The organism is Roseivirga sp. BDSF3-8, from assembly GCF_041449215.1.
Taxonomy (GTDB): domain Bacteria; phylum Bacteroidota; class Bacteroidia; order Cytophagales; family Cyclobacteriaceae; genus JBGNFV01.
Genome location: NZ_JBGNFV010000001.1, coordinates 4,840,190 through 4,855,311 on the forward strand (window position 1 = coordinate 4,840,190; position 15,122 = coordinate 4,855,311).

Below are 15,122 nucleotides of genomic sequence, written 5' to 3' on the forward strand. Positions count from 1 at the left end.
TATTCCATACTATATAATATAAACTGAACCGATAACGTAAGCATGAAAAACCTCACCTGGCTATTACTGATACTTGTTTGGTGTCCCTCTATCTACTCCTGTACTGAAGGTGATTCCGAAAAAACCGGGAGCCTGGCTGCACCCGCACCTTTACCCTCAAAAGATCTGAGAGAGGTGAACATCGGTTTTGCCAACCTGGCTATTAAACTGCCCAAAGATTATAAGAAGTACTACCTGGTAGAAAACTACCTCTATGAGCTGGGTCTTTCCAGGGAGTACGGCAACCAGGATATATCAAATTTTACCGCTGCTATGGAAAAACTTAATAAGGCCGGGCAACCCTATGAGCTATATGCAGATACCACATCCTTATTAGATCTGGTTTTAATTATGGATGGCCCTCGTGTAGATTTTAATAAAAAAATCGGACGCACATATACCAAGATGCTTGAGCAACAAATGAGCAAAAATTATGATGCTCAAGGAGTGAGTTACCGGAAGGTAGAAAGTAAGTTTCTTACAACGACCAATAATAAAGTTATAAAAGTAAAATATGAGATGGCCGGGGCGGGATATGAAAAGGTATATGTTACACAATACCTCATTTCCACTCCGGATAATACGCTATCTGTCAATGTACGAAACCTGACCCTCCAGGACTTTCAGGATCAGGTAGTCAGGCTCAAACACAATTTCTGAGCATAAGCGGTGACTATCATTCTCTGAGCTAGTAAGAAATATCAAACCTTACCTGCCTTAGCAGGCCTGTTTACCGTACTGCTTCATCCTTTTCCTTCAGCGCTTTTTTTACCTTCGAGATGATCTCTATAAATGAATCATCACTATCCGTCTTGAAGGATTCTTTATCGTAATACCCTTCTTCTGATTGCGTACAAATCGTAATAAGGTGAAAAGGAGAGAAATCCTGCCGGGTCTAAAACCCACTGAGTCCACTGTGGAAAACGGGATATGTAACCTATGCTCCATGGAGCTAAAGTTAATCCGGTACACCACCTTGAGGGAATACGGTTCTATCGTGTAATGCTCAATATATCTATCTTTTCGCAAGACCGGAATGGTAGCCATTACGGCAAGTACCAGTACAAGTAAAGCCAGTTTATAGGGCCATCCTATTGACAATAACAGGACGGGAAAAATAAGCCCCAACCCTAATACAAATGGTTTTAATAACTTATCTCTTACGATCTTCACACTCATACGATTATGGCTAAACTCATCAGGCCATACCTCAATTTATTACCTTAAAGAAATCCCTGAGGCCGCTCAGGATGCTTTGCACCGCATAGGCAGCCAGGATTAATCCCATCACCTTACTGATCACGGTGATACCGTACTCCCCTATCTTCTTTTGTACAAAGTTTGCCACCAGCAGAACGGACATAGTGATGGACACTACCACCATCACCAGCAGCGTAGTCAGGGCCTGTTGCTGTACAGAGTATAGTGAGTTATCGGTAAGTAGTACCACAGCCATAATAGCACCAGGCGAGGCAATAGATGGGATGGCTACCGGAAATACGGTGACATGCTTGTAGTCCTTGATCAGGTGCTTCTCAGACTCCGGCTTACCTTCCCCGAATATCATTGTCAGGGCAAAGAGAAAAAGGATCACCCCTCCGGAAATCTGGAAAGCGTCAAGCGTTACATTCATCCCCTCCAGTATGAGCTGCCCAACTACGATAAAGAACAGAAGGATTAAAAAAGCAATGAAAGAAGCCCTGACCGCCACTTTCCGTTTATGCTTCAGGTCAAGTTGTTTGGTAGCCTCCAGGTATACCGGCACCGAACCCAGCGGATCAATCACAGCAATCAGAAAAAATATTTTGGTAAGTATATCTGCTATCATATCACATGATCCTGGTGCCCTGGGTGGTAAATGAAAGGCCTTGTTGTCCGGAAGTAGAGATCATAACCGCCTCAAACAGAGGTTCTGTAGAGCCACTCCCCGTTTGCCAGTCAAAGAGAAAGTTAGCTCCCGTGCCTCCGTCCTGGTCTACCTCATCAATAACGATTTCCACCGTTTCCATGGGTGCGATATAGATCGTACGGTCAAAATAAGTCCGTATCAGGTGCCCCCCCGTATTGTAGTAGGCAGCCCTCTTTACAAATACCGTATCATCCGGGCTGGTGTTGCGCATGCTTACCGTTACCGTCAGGTCATGCGTGAGAGACTCCGTCTGGCCGTATATTTGCGAATAAGCGGATAAGTAAGTAGTGCCACTGGTAAAAGAGTCGCCCATAGCATAGCCTACAGTGCGCTTGTCCCAGTTCACAGGGTCTACCGAACTAATCGGTTTCTTTTCATTGCAGGCCTGGGACAGCAGCAGTATCACCAGCAGAACGTACACTTGTTTCATCTCAAATCAGTTACAGGTTGCACCTAAGCAGCGGTCCACAAATAGGCCATTCTATCTTTTCAAAACAACCTTTATCAACTGAAGAGGCGTTTTAAAAGGTTAGCTTTTATCAAGCAAAGCATAAAAAAAGAGGCTGTCCAAAAAGGCAGCCTCTTTCTTTTTATTCAAAATATAATTTTGCATCCCTCGTAACTACCGCCAGGTTGTACCATGCCGCGTTCGGTCTCGTGGTTGCCACCTTTGCGAAGTTGGTTCCGGGTCGCGCCCGACCGGGTCGCGCCCGACCGGGTCGCGCCCGACCGGGTCGCGTCCGACTTCGCCATGCAGAATGTAAATAGTAATTAACCAAATATTAATTGGTATGAAAATAGGCGGTGTTACTTTTGAGACAGCCTCTTTAATATCAGGCTATTACCACCGATTAAGGTATCTGGCGGCATGGGTAAATGTTGCACGTACCATAGTACACAGTAATAGTCTCGCCACATAGAGCCGTAGCTCCACCTTTTACTGTCTTTTCATTCAGTTTTTCGCTATTAGTAACAAAGCTTGCTACTTCCAGCTCATTTAATTTTAGCTTTTTCATAAAAACTATTGGGTTTGTTGTTAAAATAAAAGTCCGGCTGAGCACTTCTCAACCTTTGGTCGACCTGGACTTCATTTTAAGATACTTTTATTAAGCTGGAAATTACAAGCTAAATCAGTACAAAATTGATGTTTTTTTTCATTTGAATAATTAGGCTTAATTTTCACCATTTACAGTATACTTTTATTAAACTCCATATGAATATGGCTTACTAAAATGGTCAATAGTCTGGTACTATTTGCTTAGCGCCTTAACGATTCTATCATCATTGATGAGAACATCCCGGAATAGCACATGGGGAAAAGTTTCGTGCTTTGAGTCTTTAAATGCTTCATATATCTTTAATAAAGATGAGGCAGTAAGCAGTGATAAGTTTAGTTCTGTATTCATTTCACAATCTGTAATAAAATCATCACTAAACTCCGGGGCTACCAGCAGGATCTTTGCAATTCTATAATCCTGTTTTTCCACCTGTTTTTTGTAAGCACCCAGTTGCCTTGAAACCGTACTGAATTTATTATACCCCCTCTCCTTTTGGGTTTTACATTCTACAATGATAACATCTCCATTTTCAAGCTCTATCAATATGTCCATAAGGTCCTTGGAAGTATTGATCTTTTTCTTCAGATCCTCATTGACGTAGAAGCCCAGCTCACTGAATATCTTACGCGTCAGGTCTTCGAATTTGAGGCCAAGCTCACTTTCTTTAACCGCTATACCATTTTCCTTTAGTGAGTTAAGATCCCTGTAGGCTACCTTCTCATAGTTTTCAAGATATAGGTTTTCAGCATCTTTAAAATGCTCCAGCGTATTCAGAATATCATCACCTCTTTGTTTAATTCCGGCTTCCTGGATAAACTTTTTTAAATCATCTTTTTCGATCAGGTCCAGAATATCCCTTGGTTTAATGTTGTAATCCAGCAATAGGTCCGCCCGTAAAACGAATTCGTCCTGAATCTGGAATTTCTCCCTGATCTGGTTGTTCAGGGCCGGTAAAGATTCGTTAAGATCGGAGAGCATTTTTTCAAAACCGTCCAGCGAAATGTTAATATTCTCGTCTCTTTCGATAGACTCAAAGTAAGAAATCAGAGAATCGATTTTGTCATCCAAAGTGGCTCCTCTCAGGTTCTGAATATTCAGTTTTTTCTCACAGAGTTCATTCAACACCTTCTTCCTCTCATTAAGCGTGTTCGCGTTTTTATAAATATCATTGGTAAGTAATGACCTGAATGAAACACCCTCTCTGATTATCTCCTCTATTTTTTGCTCATAGCTTAACGTTCGATCGATATTATGCTTCCTCGCTATATGATTGATGACCGGCTCCCTTAATACCCGCAGAGTCCTCCGCAAATATTTATCAGCCACTTCTTTACCCCTCAATTCTCGGAGTAACCGCACCATTTCATCCGCTACGTATAACGTATTTTCCTTTTTGGAGAAGAATACAATACCAATGGCTTTCATGTGATTTATCACTTCCATAGCATCCACTTTCTCCACTGGAAGTATCGAATAATTGATCAGTTTAACCTCCTCTTTTGACAGCTCTAAGTGTGAAGCCAGAGTAAGCAGAATGGATTGTTCATCTGAGGTGATTTTTGTTTCCCTGTTATTTTCTATGTCATTACGATAAGCCGTAGTCAGACATGCTTTATAGATATGGTAGTCGCGCCTTCTCTCGTCAGATAGTTCAGACTTATCCTCTGCAAGGTCAGCCGTCAGCTTTTTGATTTTCTTGTTTAGGCTCTTTATTTCAGCTTCGTATAACCTGCTAAACCAATCCAGCTTCATCATACAGTTACCATCCCGGGTTAATATATCTATCAGGATATCCAACTGGGAAGAGGCTTCGCAAAACTCGCTCTCCAGACAGTCATAAAACTCATCCTCTACCAGCCTGAAAATGGTGGCAATATTTTCATTATCAACGGACTTTAACCCTTTATCCGCCCTGTTCAGAATATCTTCTATTTGTTTTGCGTTTTTTGGCTCTTGGGAAATGATGGCATCAATAGCCTTAATGAAGTTATTCTTTTCTATAGAGCCGAGCCTGTCAAGGATTCTTTCTAGTTTCATATGGGTTTTTAGCCGTTTACTTTGCAGACTAAACTACCCAAATCGTCTATTCACTACATATCTTATGCCCCTCTGCTCACAATAAATTTCCCAAAGTGCATATATCCCTTCCCAAATTATTCAAAGCATAGTAAGGTAATGCTCAGAGTATGAATAACTGAACCATAATTGTATTTATCCCATATCCCACCCAATTACTATCCTATACCGATCCTATAGTCATCCCATAGTCAACCTATAGTCATACTGTGGAAAACCTTTAGCCTGGTTTATTGCATTATATACAGACGTGAAAGGTAAGAGGCTATAGCGTGACTCCGCCGTTATCATGCTTACAAAGTGTACGTAACCCAGGTCACCAAAGCATCCGGCGACAATCCCTACCTTACGTTTGACACAATCATAAACACCACAAGCAATGAAGACACTTGGCATGATTGGCGGTACCTCATGGCATTCTACCATAGCGTATTACCAGCTTATAAATGAAAAGGCAGGAGAGAAAACAGGTAATCTGGAAAACCCACCCATTATCCTCCATAGCATCAATATTGCCCTGATGCGGGAGCAGAACAGAGATAAGATAAACGCCAAATACCTCGACGTATCCAACAAACTTGTAGAGGCAGGTGCTGAAGCAATTATCATATGCGCTAATACCCCGCACATGGCTTATGACCATGTGCAGCCGAAGCTTTCCGTACCAATACTGCATATTGCCGAGGCTACCGGCAAAGAGGCTCAGCGACTGGGCTTACGGAAACTGGGGCTTTTGGGAACCAAGCCCACCATGACAGGCACTTTCATAACAGATATGCTAAAGAACAAATTTGTTATCGAGTCCATCATCCCCTCCACAGAGCATCTGGATCAAACCCACCGGTTTATTTCTGAGGAGCTGACGCAAGGCGTGTTTTCAAAGGAAGCCCGTACTTTCTTTACTCAACAAATGGACGAGTTACAGTACCGTGGAGCCGAAGGAATTATTCTGGGATGTACCGAATTACCCATCCTGTTTCAGGATATAACCTACCCCCTCCCCCTGTTAGCCACTACAGAACTTCATGCAGACATGGCAGTAGAATTCATTTTCAGTTAGCCAGCCTAAATAGAAAAACAGCCCCGGTACACACCAGGGCTGTTTTTGTCGATATGCATATTACACAAACCGCTACAGCGTCCACAAAGCAGCTAACTTGCTTTCCCTGCAGCAGTATTTTTAAGCTGTTGTAACAGCTATTTCTTTTGACAATCTTCCACCCATTAACCCTTATCAAACCAGGCAAATGATCCAGGTATAGGAAGTGGCAAAGCTCTCAGTTGTTAAAGCCCCACATATGCCTTCATTAAGCCAGTTTAGAATCCTTCCGGGGTGAAAAAACCATTGCCATGTCCCCTGGCTCATTAAAGACAGCTAATTGGGAAGTTCGTACCAATGCCCACAGAATGATAGCAGCACATGGCACAAATACCAGCGCCCCATTAAACTTGTCCACTACACCTAAAACAGGCAGGAACAAAGCAACTGCTGCCCATAGATACATCGCCAGGTTGGCCACTAAACCTATTCTTAAACCATGGGAAATAGATAACAGAGGCAGTAAAGCCAGGGTAGCCCAATAATAACACGTAAGAGCCGTAGCTCCGAAAACCCCTACAAAACCTACCATAAGCGCAGTAGAGGCATCACCGGCACGCGTTCCTAACCATATGGATAACCCTGCAAAAAGAAACTGGAATAGATAGATCCAGATAGTATTGGATTTTGCTTTTTCTATAATATCCTCGGTAATAGTATTCGTTTCATATATAGAGTGTTCGTTTACCAACTCACCCTTCATATTCTCTGAACTGGTAATGAAAAAAGTCTTTACCCCTACATTGTTCGGCGGGGGAATATTATCATGGAGACTAAGTTTCTCATATAATTGATAATATGCATCTGTTCCTCGCCCGTTATTCAGTACCCCGAATAAGACCAGTATAGTACCGCTTGCTGCCATAGCAGTACCAAAGCGGACGGCACTTTTAACCCCATGCTCCTTACCATTTACCAGAAAATAAGCAAAGACCGGTAATGCCAGATACACCGGAAAGACCCTGATCGCACAGGCATAACATAACGCTATACCCGCCAAGATAAGCCGGTCCTTTCTCAACAAACATACCGCTGAAGTTATAGCAAAAAACCAGTCATAACGTAAGATAGATCCGCCATTCCAGAAATACCGGGCTAAGAAACTGATACCAAACAGCAAAGCACATTGCGCAGCGGCATTCATACCAAATGCCCATCTTATCATCAGGATAGCTGCCAGGATAAACACTATGTCCAGCAGGGCATAGAATACCTTACTCATACCATTGACAGGTATAGCAGTTGTCAGTATGCGTAGGATAGCCGTCAGCGTCGGTGGTGCATTGTAGCCGTGGTCCAGGTACACCGAGGGGTTGACCTCAAATTCCTCAAGGTCCCTTTTGAAAGCAGCCCAGCGCGCCTCACCGAAACGCGACCTTACCTCCTGCTGATGGGCTGCCAGAGCAGGCGCATCCACCACGTAGCCGCTTCGCAGGTCACGGATACGAGGCGGCTCATGCCCTCCTTCTTCACGCGCAGCTTCAGCAGTAGCCACGTAAAGACCATCATAGCCCAATTCCGTAAAATACTTAGACGATATAGTATAATGATATTGGTCCCACTCATGCACTATGGAGCCGTTGTTTGCTTCGTCGTGAAAGCCACCCCAGTTCATCCAGGTGAATATGCCGAAGAAGATCAATAGCCAGTAGTGCACGCTGGTAAGCCTCAAAGCTCTGTTATGGCGGCTAAACCTATATACAGCCAAGACCCCGATGACTAATAATATAATTTTTGCTAAAACTTCGATAAGAAGAGACATAGGGTATTTAATTTTATCTGCACTGCACGCCCCGCCATACCCGGCACATTATACCAATGCGTATAACGAGGTAGCTTAGCTTACTTGCAGGCTTTGGTCAGTTTAGTTTTTTACTATATATGAGTCCGCACCATGTAAATGTAGGGCGGTAAGCCTGTAAAACGCATATGCTATTCAGGCTCACCCATTTCCTTCTCTTTTACCGGGCGTTCAGCGTTTAGCCTATCCCCGGGCCATGGCCACTTCTCCCTTTTCCCTTTTCCGGACCTTCATGATGCCTTTGATACCCTCTTTCCATAGCCAGCAAACTCCCAGCGAAAGGACAAGGTACATCCCATACAGCCCTGCCACAGTAAGAGGGTCATGCTCCCAAAATCCAAAGACAGACATACCCCAGTTGATGAGTGTCCATTGCGTGACATAAAGGAAGGTAACATGGCGGCTGCAGTAATAAATCAGCCCGAGCACCCTGGACCGGGGGTCCGGTATATCCACCAGACGGTCCAGTACATAGAACAGCACAAGGTTCAGGCCCAGCAGCGCCAGCGTACCCCCGGGGCCCAGATGATAAAAGTCACCGAAGTGGTACGACGCATCGTAAAGCCACAGACCCAGGCCTGCAAGGAGCATAAGCATACCCACCTGTAGCATCCGCATGAACATCAGCCTCCGGTTACGGCCCTGTTCCTGGTACCACAGGCCAAAGAAGAGTCCGGTAAGAATAAAGGCCCCCCAGGGAAACAGCGGAAAGTAAACGTTCCACTGACTCCCCCAGAGCAGGTCGCACATATAGTCCAGTCCAGCAACACCGGGACGGTATCCGCTAAGCGGACCCGAGAGAAACGTGAGGGCGAGGGCAAGGCCCATCACCACCCACTTATTACGCGTAGCCCTCAGCACCACACCCATCAGAATAAGTGAAAGTCCCGCCAGCTGCAATATGTCCCCTAGCTGCAGAAAAAAGAGCATATTGGATGGCTCGCCCGGTGTCATGCCGTAGGCCGTGACAAACGGTACAGGCAAGCCACCGAATAGCTGTATCGGGACGATAAACTTCAGTGTATTCATCAGGTAGCCAATCCCCATCGTGAAAAGCCCCCGCTTCAGCGTTAGCCCAAAGCCTTGTCGTCTCGAAAAGACATAAGATACCCCCATGCTCACCAGAAACATAGGTGCCCCGTGTCCCATCAGGTACACCATATAGCCAAAGACAGAATCCTCGCGGGTAGCTTCATTACCGTAAATAAGCATGGTATGTACCAGTACCATCAGGATCACACTGATGCCCCGCGCCAGGTCTATTGCCCGTAATCGCTCAGGTTTACTTTCAGACATTGTTGTGTTTTGTTTAGGATAATCATATACAAGTCATAGCCAGGTGGTCTAAGCAGGGGGGTAAGTACCTATTATTAAGGCAACCGTTCCAGCTTTTTGTGAAGGGGTGTGCGGCGCTTTTTGCTTTTGAATAACTGCCGGTCATAGTAGCCCATGTAGAAAAAGCCCAGGCTGCGCTCGTTATCCTCCAGTGACAGGTGCTCTCCATACGCCTGTGCCGCCCCACAGGTATCCCAGTAGCCACCAAGCCCGTAAGCCGTACAGCTCAGGTACATATTCTGCACCGCACAGGCCACCGCCGCCAGTTCTTCCCATTCGCTGATCTCAATTTTTTGATTTCTGCGAAATATGATCGCTACCAGCGCCCCCGCCTTTTGCGGGTATAGTTTTGCCTGCTCATACCTTTCCGCCGGAAAGTCTGCCTCGCTCAGTCTTGCCCTGTAGTAGTCAGCCATAAACCCCCCATACCTTTCCCTCTCGGCATCACCTAAAACAATAAACCGCCAGGGCTCCGTCATTTTATAAGTAGGGGCCCATGTTCCATTTATAAGGATCTCCTCCAGCACCCTGTCAGGAACAGGCTCCGGCAGGTAGTCATCCGCAAAGACACTGCGACGCTCCCGTATCAGCCGGCTTACCTGCTCTGCGGTAGCTATTTCCTCGTTCAGTGCCGTAGAAATATCCATCGATAATCCAGTCATTCGTTTTTAAATTAGCCTCAGTCGACAAAGCCTTGATTGTTTGTTACTTTTTAATCAGGCAAAAAGGGATAGAAAACCAGAGGTAATACATATGGCCTTAGCCTGCTACCCGGTTAGCTGGCTACCTTGGAAAGCTTCTCGCCTACACCCCAATTGCCATACACTCCTTAGCCTCTGCCACCGGCCGGTACTTCGCCACCGGATTTTTAAGTGTCCCGAAGAACTGAAGCGCTGCGCTCGGGTCGCTCAGGTCCACCATCTGAGCATTATTGCGCAATTGCAGGCGGTTCAGACACGAGCGGGCAAACTCCGGAGCAAACAGGTCATACTGCTCAAACTTATCCTGCAGGTGCGGGTGCTCCGTCTGGTAACGGATGATACAGTCTGCCACTGCCGACCAGAACAGTTCCTCCTGCTGCCCCCCGTTCACCACCAGTATTTGCGACATGAAGCGAAAGAAGCAGTCAAATACATCCGTAAAAATGCTCAGCAGCTTTATCTCATCCGGAGTGGGCGCATACAGGCGCCTCACACGCTCAGGCAGTGCCACATCCGGGCTCAGGATCATCACCTCCTCCGTAATGTCCTTCATGAATACCTTCACCGGCACGTGATTCTCCATCACCAGTATCAGGTTCTCCCCGTGAGGCATAAATACCATGTCATACGCATAAAAACAGTGAAGAAGCGGCGCCATATAAGCATCCATGTAGCGGCTCAGCCATTCGTAAGCATCCAGCCCGCTCGCCTTTATCAGCTCCGGCAGCAATGCATTTCCTTCACCATCTATGTGCAGCAATGCCGCCATCGTCATTGGCTCCTGTCCCTCTTTCAGGTACTTCTGTGGGCTTTCGCGCCATAAGGCCGCCAGCATCTTATTGTATGCGTTGGTTCGGCCCAGCGCCTCCAGCCGCAAGTGCCGGTAGCCCACTGTAGCCACCTCGCCCAGCATCGTAAAGCCCTTGCTATTCAGGTAAGCATCACCCTGCAGCGTCTCCGTTACCCACTCCGTTATCGCCGGCGTGCTCCCCATATAGTACGGGGATAGGCCCCGCATAAAGCCCATATTCAGTATGCTCAGCGCCGTCTTCGTATAGCACTTCTGCGGGTTGCTTACATTATAAAATGTACGGATGGACTGCTGCGCCAGGTACTCATCCGGTGCACTCCCCAGGCATACCATTTTCCCCTCCGCTATGTCCGCCGCAAATATGTGCGCCAGCTTATTATACCACTGCCACGGATGCACCGGCATATACACGTATTCCTCAGGCGCCAGGCCCCTGCTGTGCAGTATGTTTTCGAACCGCTCCAGCAGATCACCGCCCAGCTCCTGCTCCATCAGCGTCTCGTAAGGGTACTCCTCCGTGCCCGCGTAAGTGGTGCGGTCCCGGTGCCCTGCTATCCATATCAGGCGTATCGGTGATCCGGCCTCCGGCGCGTAGGCTCCATAGTCCACCGCATCGAACCCAATGCGTCCGCTGTTCGCTACAAAGCACGGGTGGCCCCCCGTCATCGCCTGCTCCACCTCCTGATAGCCCGCATCCGCCAGGCTTTCTGCCTTAGGAGATACATGAGTGAGCATATACGTGAGCCGGAACAGTGTACTGCTGATCTCCTCCAGGTACGTAGGCAGTATTGCTTCGCTTAGTCCAAGGACATTTTTAAAATCAAGGATAAATGTAACCGCATCCGGTCTTTCCGTAACACCATTACGGCATACATACAGGCTTTTCTCCTCCACATACCAGTGGTCCAGAGACAGCTTTCTTGCCCGGAAAGTATATACCCCAGCTTCTCCTGTCAGTTCATAATCCCCCCAGATTCCCTCTCCATCTATCCGCACCGGGGTAAGTAGTAGCTCATGCGCAAACTCCTCTATCCCCTTCTTTACCTGCATCACATTTGCCTGCTGCCAGGCATTCCCCTGCAGGTGCGCCACTACCCCCTGCTCCGGAGCTATATTCCTTATATCCATATCAGTAGCTTTTTCTTCCGTCATAGTTAGTGCCTCTTCAAAACCCTCTCTTGTACACCAGGCCAGCCACGCCTCCTTCTCCGGGAGCTTAATTCTATCCCCGTATACAAAACCCGCTTTTTTGTTTAATACATGAATCTTCTCATTTCGCACGTCCGGCTCCACCACTACCCGCTTCGTAGTTTCATCGCTGAAGAGAAACCCCATCACCAGGCGAAAAACCTCCCATGTGAAGCCATGGATACGTTTTTTCGGTGGACCTACCAGTATATGCATCCCCCGGTCTCCCGCTTGTACCTCATAGTACTTTCCCAGCCGGTCAGCCTGCGGGTCATAGCTTTCCATTAAGAAGACCTGCTCACCATTAAGCGTACCCGTCCAGCATCCATAACCCCGGCGGTTTACCAGTTCTGTATAAGCCTCCTGCACCTGCGACAGCGTCTGTCCCTGCATGCCCCAATAGCGTGCATAGGGTTCATTCACCCACCGGTGCAGATTCTTCGCGTCATCCTTCACCACAAAGGGGCGGATGCTCAATTCACCTATTCCCGGCAGGTTTTTCCTATATATTGCCTCCCTAGTCCGTCTTTCTATGTCCGTCATCATGTTGATAGTATCCGTGTGTTGCGCGCCGAACTTACCTGCGCGCGGTAAGTGATAAAGAATAGTGTCGCCGTGAGCCCGAAGCCCCCCGCCGCTATATAAAAGGGAATATCCAGCCCCTGGCTGTCCACCAGTATGCCCACAGTAAAGGAAGCCAGCAATACCCCAAGGTTATGAAAGAAGTGCACCTTACTGTAGTCCGCCGCATACGCAGCCGGGGTACTCAGCGAAAACAGCAGCACATCAAACTGCACCACCGCCAGGTACACCGCCCAGCCATATACCAGGCGACCAGCTATCACCACCCAGCCATAGGGAGTAGCCTGCAGTAACAGCCCCGCCAGGCCCACCAGCATCGCCGGTATGATTCGCCCGTAAGCACTCTCATGCTCACCGCCATAGCGATGGTACCACCACAGGGCTACCAGGGCCACCAGGCCGGGAATAGCATACGTAAGCCCGCTCAGGATCCGGTTATCCAGTCCGGAAACCGCCTCCCAATACAGCGTAAAAAACGGCCGGATCATGAAGGCGCTGAAGTAAAACAGCAGCGTGATTGCCCCCAGTCTCAATATGCCGCTCCATGGCATCCCTTTCGCTTCCTTTTCCTCCTCAGCCTTCACTGTCGCCACATTGCGGTGCCTTCTCAGCAGATACAGGCTTATCCCCATACCCGCCACATCACCCAACGCCATTACCGGAAAGATGTAGCGAGGCGGCCATACCTCCGTCATCAGACCACCAAGCACCGCCCCCGCTATCGCCCCGAAGTAAGCGATTACCGATAGCATCCCTATCGTGCTGCTGTGCTGCTGGCGGTCTATGATCTGCATCAGGTAAGGGTACACCAGCAGGTAGCTTCCCTTACAAAAGATCATCAGCAATGATACCACCCAGAACCATGTCAGGTCTGCCGTTCCGAACAGGTACATACACAGCACCGCCGCCACCAGTTGCGCATACACCAGTATCCGCAACACAGGCACCCGCCGCGACACCCATGCCCAGAAGGGAAAAGCCAGCATCACCATAAGGCAGATCGCCGCCATGTACATCCCCGTGTGGCGCGTGTCCGTTATTTCGAAAGCCTCCCGGAAAAACTGCGGGTAGAACGGGTGCAGCATCGTATCGCTCACCACCGCCAGAAAGCTCATCAGTACCAGTAAGTTTCTCATAATCCGGTTTCAGAGATTGCCATTATGCAAGCTGACCAGCCTGCTTACCATTCATGGATATATCCTGTGGCATGACCTCTTCCTCCTGCCCCACACCAAACTGCTGAAAAGCAATGCGCTTCTCGATGGGGTAGTACTCCCTCCCCATCATTTCTTTGATAAGGACAGAGTTACGGTAACAGGCCATGCCCAGGTCAGGTGTCACGAAACCGTGAGTATGCAGCTCAGCGTTTTGTACAAATATCTCAGAAGCCCCGCGGTCTATTGCATAGTTGCGGCTCACATCATAGCGCCCCTTTTCATCCCAGCGGATGCGGTCTTTGATGCCCCCTATAAACTCCGGCATCCGGTACCGGTAGCCCGTTGCCATCACCACATGTTCCGTCTCCACCTTATAGCAGCGCTCCTGCTCATGCTGCCGGAAGGCAAGGCTTATACCCCCCGTTTCCTCATCCACACCAGCCTCATACAGCGTACTGTTAGTCCGCAGGTTTACATTCACAGGTCCAGCCAGGCTCTTCGTATACAGCGTATCATATATGCTGTTGATCAGGTTCTGATTTATCCCCTTATAAAGCCCCTTCTGCTCCGCCATAAGCGCGTCACGCTTAGCCGCAGGCAAGCCATGAAAGTAGTCCACATAGTCCGGTGACGTCATCTCCAGCGTCAGCTTGGCATATTCCAGCGGAAAGAAGCGCGGTGATCGCGTCACCCAGTTAAGCGTATAGTCATGCGCGTCTATGTCCTGCAGCAGGTCATAAAACACCTCCGCTGCACTCTGCCCCGACCCCACTACCGTGATCGATCTGCCCGCCTGCAGCCTTCGTTTGTACGAGAGGTAAGATGCCGTATGAATCGCCCTTCCCATCAGGTCACCGCAGCAGGCAGGCACATCCGGCGACGTACCCGTACCCAGCACCAGGCGGGGCGCCCGGTACCCAACCGTTTCACCCGTTTCCGTGCATAGCGCCCTCACCAGGTACATCCCGCTCCCCTCGTCATAGCTCACCTCATGCACATGCTTATTAAAGCGGATGCTGCTAAGCCGCTCTATCGCCCATTGGCAATAGCGGTTATACTCATTGCGCAGCAGCAGGAAATTCTCCCGTATGTAAAAATTATACATGCGCCCCTGCTCCTTTATATAGTTCAGAAAGCTGAAGCGGCTCGTAGGGTCCGCCATCGTCACCAGGTCCGCCATAAAAGGGATCTGCAATGTCGTGTCCTCCATCAGCATGCCCGGGTGCCAGTTAAAGCCGCCCTTCTTCTCGAGGAATACCCCGTTCAGTTCCTCAATAGGTTCCGTCAGGCACGCCAGCCCCAGATTAAAGGGTCCCAGCCCTATCGCGATAAAATCATGTGTAGTCGATGTCATCTCTCTTTCTGT

At 48.1% G+C, this 15,122-nt stretch carries 12 protein-coding genes; 2 read left to right on the forward strand and 10 right to left on the reverse strand.

Features of this window, described 5'->3' with window-relative positions:
• Positions 1 to 42 precede the first annotated feature (42 nt).
• Positions 43 to 699 (forward strand): hypothetical protein, encoded by a 657-nt coding sequence (locus AB9P05_RS20030; RefSeq protein ID WP_371910618.1) that lies wholly within the window; start codon positions 43 to 45, stop codon positions 697 to 699.
• Between the two features lie 550 nt (positions 700 to 1,249).
• Here the strand turns inward: AB9P05_RS20030 and AB9P05_RS20035 are convergent.
• The 4 genes from AB9P05_RS20035 to AB9P05_RS20050 form a co-directional block, all read right to left on the reverse strand.
• Entirely contained in the window at positions 1,250 to 1,867 is a 618-nt protein-coding gene (locus AB9P05_RS20035; protein ID WP_371910619.1) for a MarC family protein, read from the reverse strand.
• A gap of 1 nt (position 1,868) precedes the next feature.
• Complete coding sequence (locus tag AB9P05_RS20040; protein WP_371910620.1) at positions 1,869 to 2,378, reverse strand: DUF3124 domain-containing protein; 510 nt, start codon at positions 2,376 to 2,378, stop codon at positions 1,869 to 1,871.
• Between the two features lie 421 nt (positions 2,379 to 2,799).
• Positions 2,800 to 2,964, reverse strand: a complete 165-nt coding sequence (locus AB9P05_RS20045) for a pinensin family lanthipeptide (protein WP_371910621.1) — start codon at positions 2,962 to 2,964, stop codon at positions 2,800 to 2,802.
• A 234-nt stretch (positions 2,965 to 3,198) separates the two neighbouring features.
• Positions 3,199 to 5,043 (reverse strand): hypothetical protein, encoded by a 1,845-nt coding sequence (locus tag AB9P05_RS20050; protein ID WP_371910622.1) that lies wholly within the window; start codon positions 5,041 to 5,043, stop codon positions 3,199 to 3,201.
• A 418-nt stretch (positions 5,044 to 5,461) separates the two neighbouring features.
• Between AB9P05_RS20050 and AB9P05_RS20055 the strand changes: the two genes are divergently transcribed.
• Positions 5,462 to 6,142 (forward strand): aspartate/glutamate racemase family protein, encoded by a 681-nt coding sequence (locus AB9P05_RS20055; RefSeq protein ID WP_371910623.1) that lies wholly within the window; start codon positions 5,462 to 5,464, stop codon positions 6,140 to 6,142.
• Between the two features lie 247 nt (positions 6,143 to 6,389).
• On the opposite strand, the gene AB9P05_RS20060 is transcribed toward AB9P05_RS20055, so the two are convergent.
• From AB9P05_RS20060 to AB9P05_RS20085, 6 genes are all read right to left on the reverse strand, one after another.
• Positions 6,390 to 7,943 carry a hypothetical protein gene (locus AB9P05_RS20060; RefSeq protein ID WP_371910624.1) on the reverse strand — a complete coding sequence of 518 codons (1,554 nt, stop codon included), beginning with the start codon at positions 7,941 to 7,943 and terminating at the stop codon, positions 6,390 to 6,392.
• A 222-nt stretch (positions 7,944 to 8,165) separates the two neighbouring features.
• Positions 8,166 to 9,278, reverse strand: coding sequence for a heparan-alpha-glucosaminide N-acetyltransferase domain-containing protein (locus tag AB9P05_RS20065; RefSeq protein ID WP_371910625.1), 1,113 nt, complete (start codon positions 9,276 to 9,278; stop codon positions 8,166 to 8,168).
• Between the two features lie 74 nt (positions 9,279 to 9,352).
• Positions 9,353 to 9,979, reverse strand: coding sequence for a nitroreductase (locus AB9P05_RS20070; RefSeq protein ID WP_371910626.1), 627 nt, complete (start codon positions 9,977 to 9,979; stop codon positions 9,353 to 9,355).
• Between the two features lie 142 nt (positions 9,980 to 10,121).
• Positions 10,122 to 12,563 carry a GNAT family N-acetyltransferase gene (locus AB9P05_RS20075; protein ID WP_371910627.1) on the reverse strand — a complete coding sequence of 814 codons (2,442 nt, stop codon included), beginning with the start codon at positions 12,561 to 12,563 and terminating at the stop codon, positions 10,122 to 10,124.
• Positions 12,560 to 13,735 (reverse strand): MFS transporter, encoded by a 1,176-nt coding sequence (locus AB9P05_RS20080; RefSeq protein ID WP_371910628.1) that lies wholly within the window; start codon positions 13,733 to 13,735, stop codon positions 12,560 to 12,562. The genes AB9P05_RS20075 and AB9P05_RS20080 overlap by 4 nt, the downstream gene beginning before the upstream one ends.
• A 22-nt stretch (positions 13,736 to 13,757) precedes the next feature.
• Positions 13,758 to 15,110, reverse strand: a complete 1,353-nt coding sequence (locus AB9P05_RS20085) for a lysine N(6)-hydroxylase/L-ornithine N(5)-oxygenase family protein (protein WP_371910629.1) — start codon at positions 15,108 to 15,110, stop codon at positions 13,758 to 13,760.
• Positions 15,111 to 15,122: the final 12 nt, after the last annotated feature.

Coding starts and splice junctions, on each gene's coding strand:
- AB9P05_RS20065 (WP_371910625.1), bottom strand. CDS start 9,278: ATGTCTGAAAGTAAACCTGAGCGATTACGGGCAATAGACCTGGCGCGG.
- AB9P05_RS20045 (WP_371910621.1), bottom strand. CDS start 2,964: ATGAAAAAGCTAAAATTAAATGAGCTGGAAGTAGCAAGCTTTGTTACT.
- AB9P05_RS20040 (WP_371910620.1), bottom strand. CDS start 2,378: ATGAAACAAGTGTACGTTCTGCTGGTGATACTGCTGCTGTCCCAGGCC.
- AB9P05_RS20080 (WP_371910628.1), bottom strand. CDS start 13,735: ATGAGAAACTTACTGGTACTGATGAGCTTTCTGGCGGTGGTGAGCGAT.
- AB9P05_RS20030 (WP_371910618.1), top strand. CDS start 43: ATGAAAAACCTCACCTGGCTATTACTGATACTTGTTTGGTGTCCCTCT.
- AB9P05_RS20050 (WP_371910622.1), bottom strand. CDS start 5,043: ATGAAACTAGAAAGAATCCTTGACAGGCTCGGCTCTATAGAAAAGAAT.
- AB9P05_RS20060 (WP_371910624.1), bottom strand. CDS start 7,943: ATGTCTCTTCTTATCGAAGTTTTAGCAAAAATTATATTATTAGTCATC.
- AB9P05_RS20055 (WP_371910623.1), top strand. CDS start 5,462: ATGAAGACACTTGGCATGATTGGCGGTACCTCATGGCATTCTACCATA.
- AB9P05_RS20075 (WP_371910627.1), bottom strand. CDS start 12,563: ATGATGACGGACATAGAAAGACGGACTAGGGAGGCAATATATAGGAAA.
- AB9P05_RS20070 (WP_371910626.1), bottom strand. CDS start 9,979: ATGACTGGATTATCGATGGATATTTCTACGGCACTGAACGAGGAAATA.
- AB9P05_RS20085 (WP_371910629.1), bottom strand. CDS start 15,110: ATGACATCGACTACACATGATTTTATCGCGATAGGGCTGGGACCCTTT.
- AB9P05_RS20035 (WP_371910619.1), bottom strand. CDS start 1,867: ATGATAGCAGATATACTTACCAAAATATTTTTTCTGATTGCTGTGATT.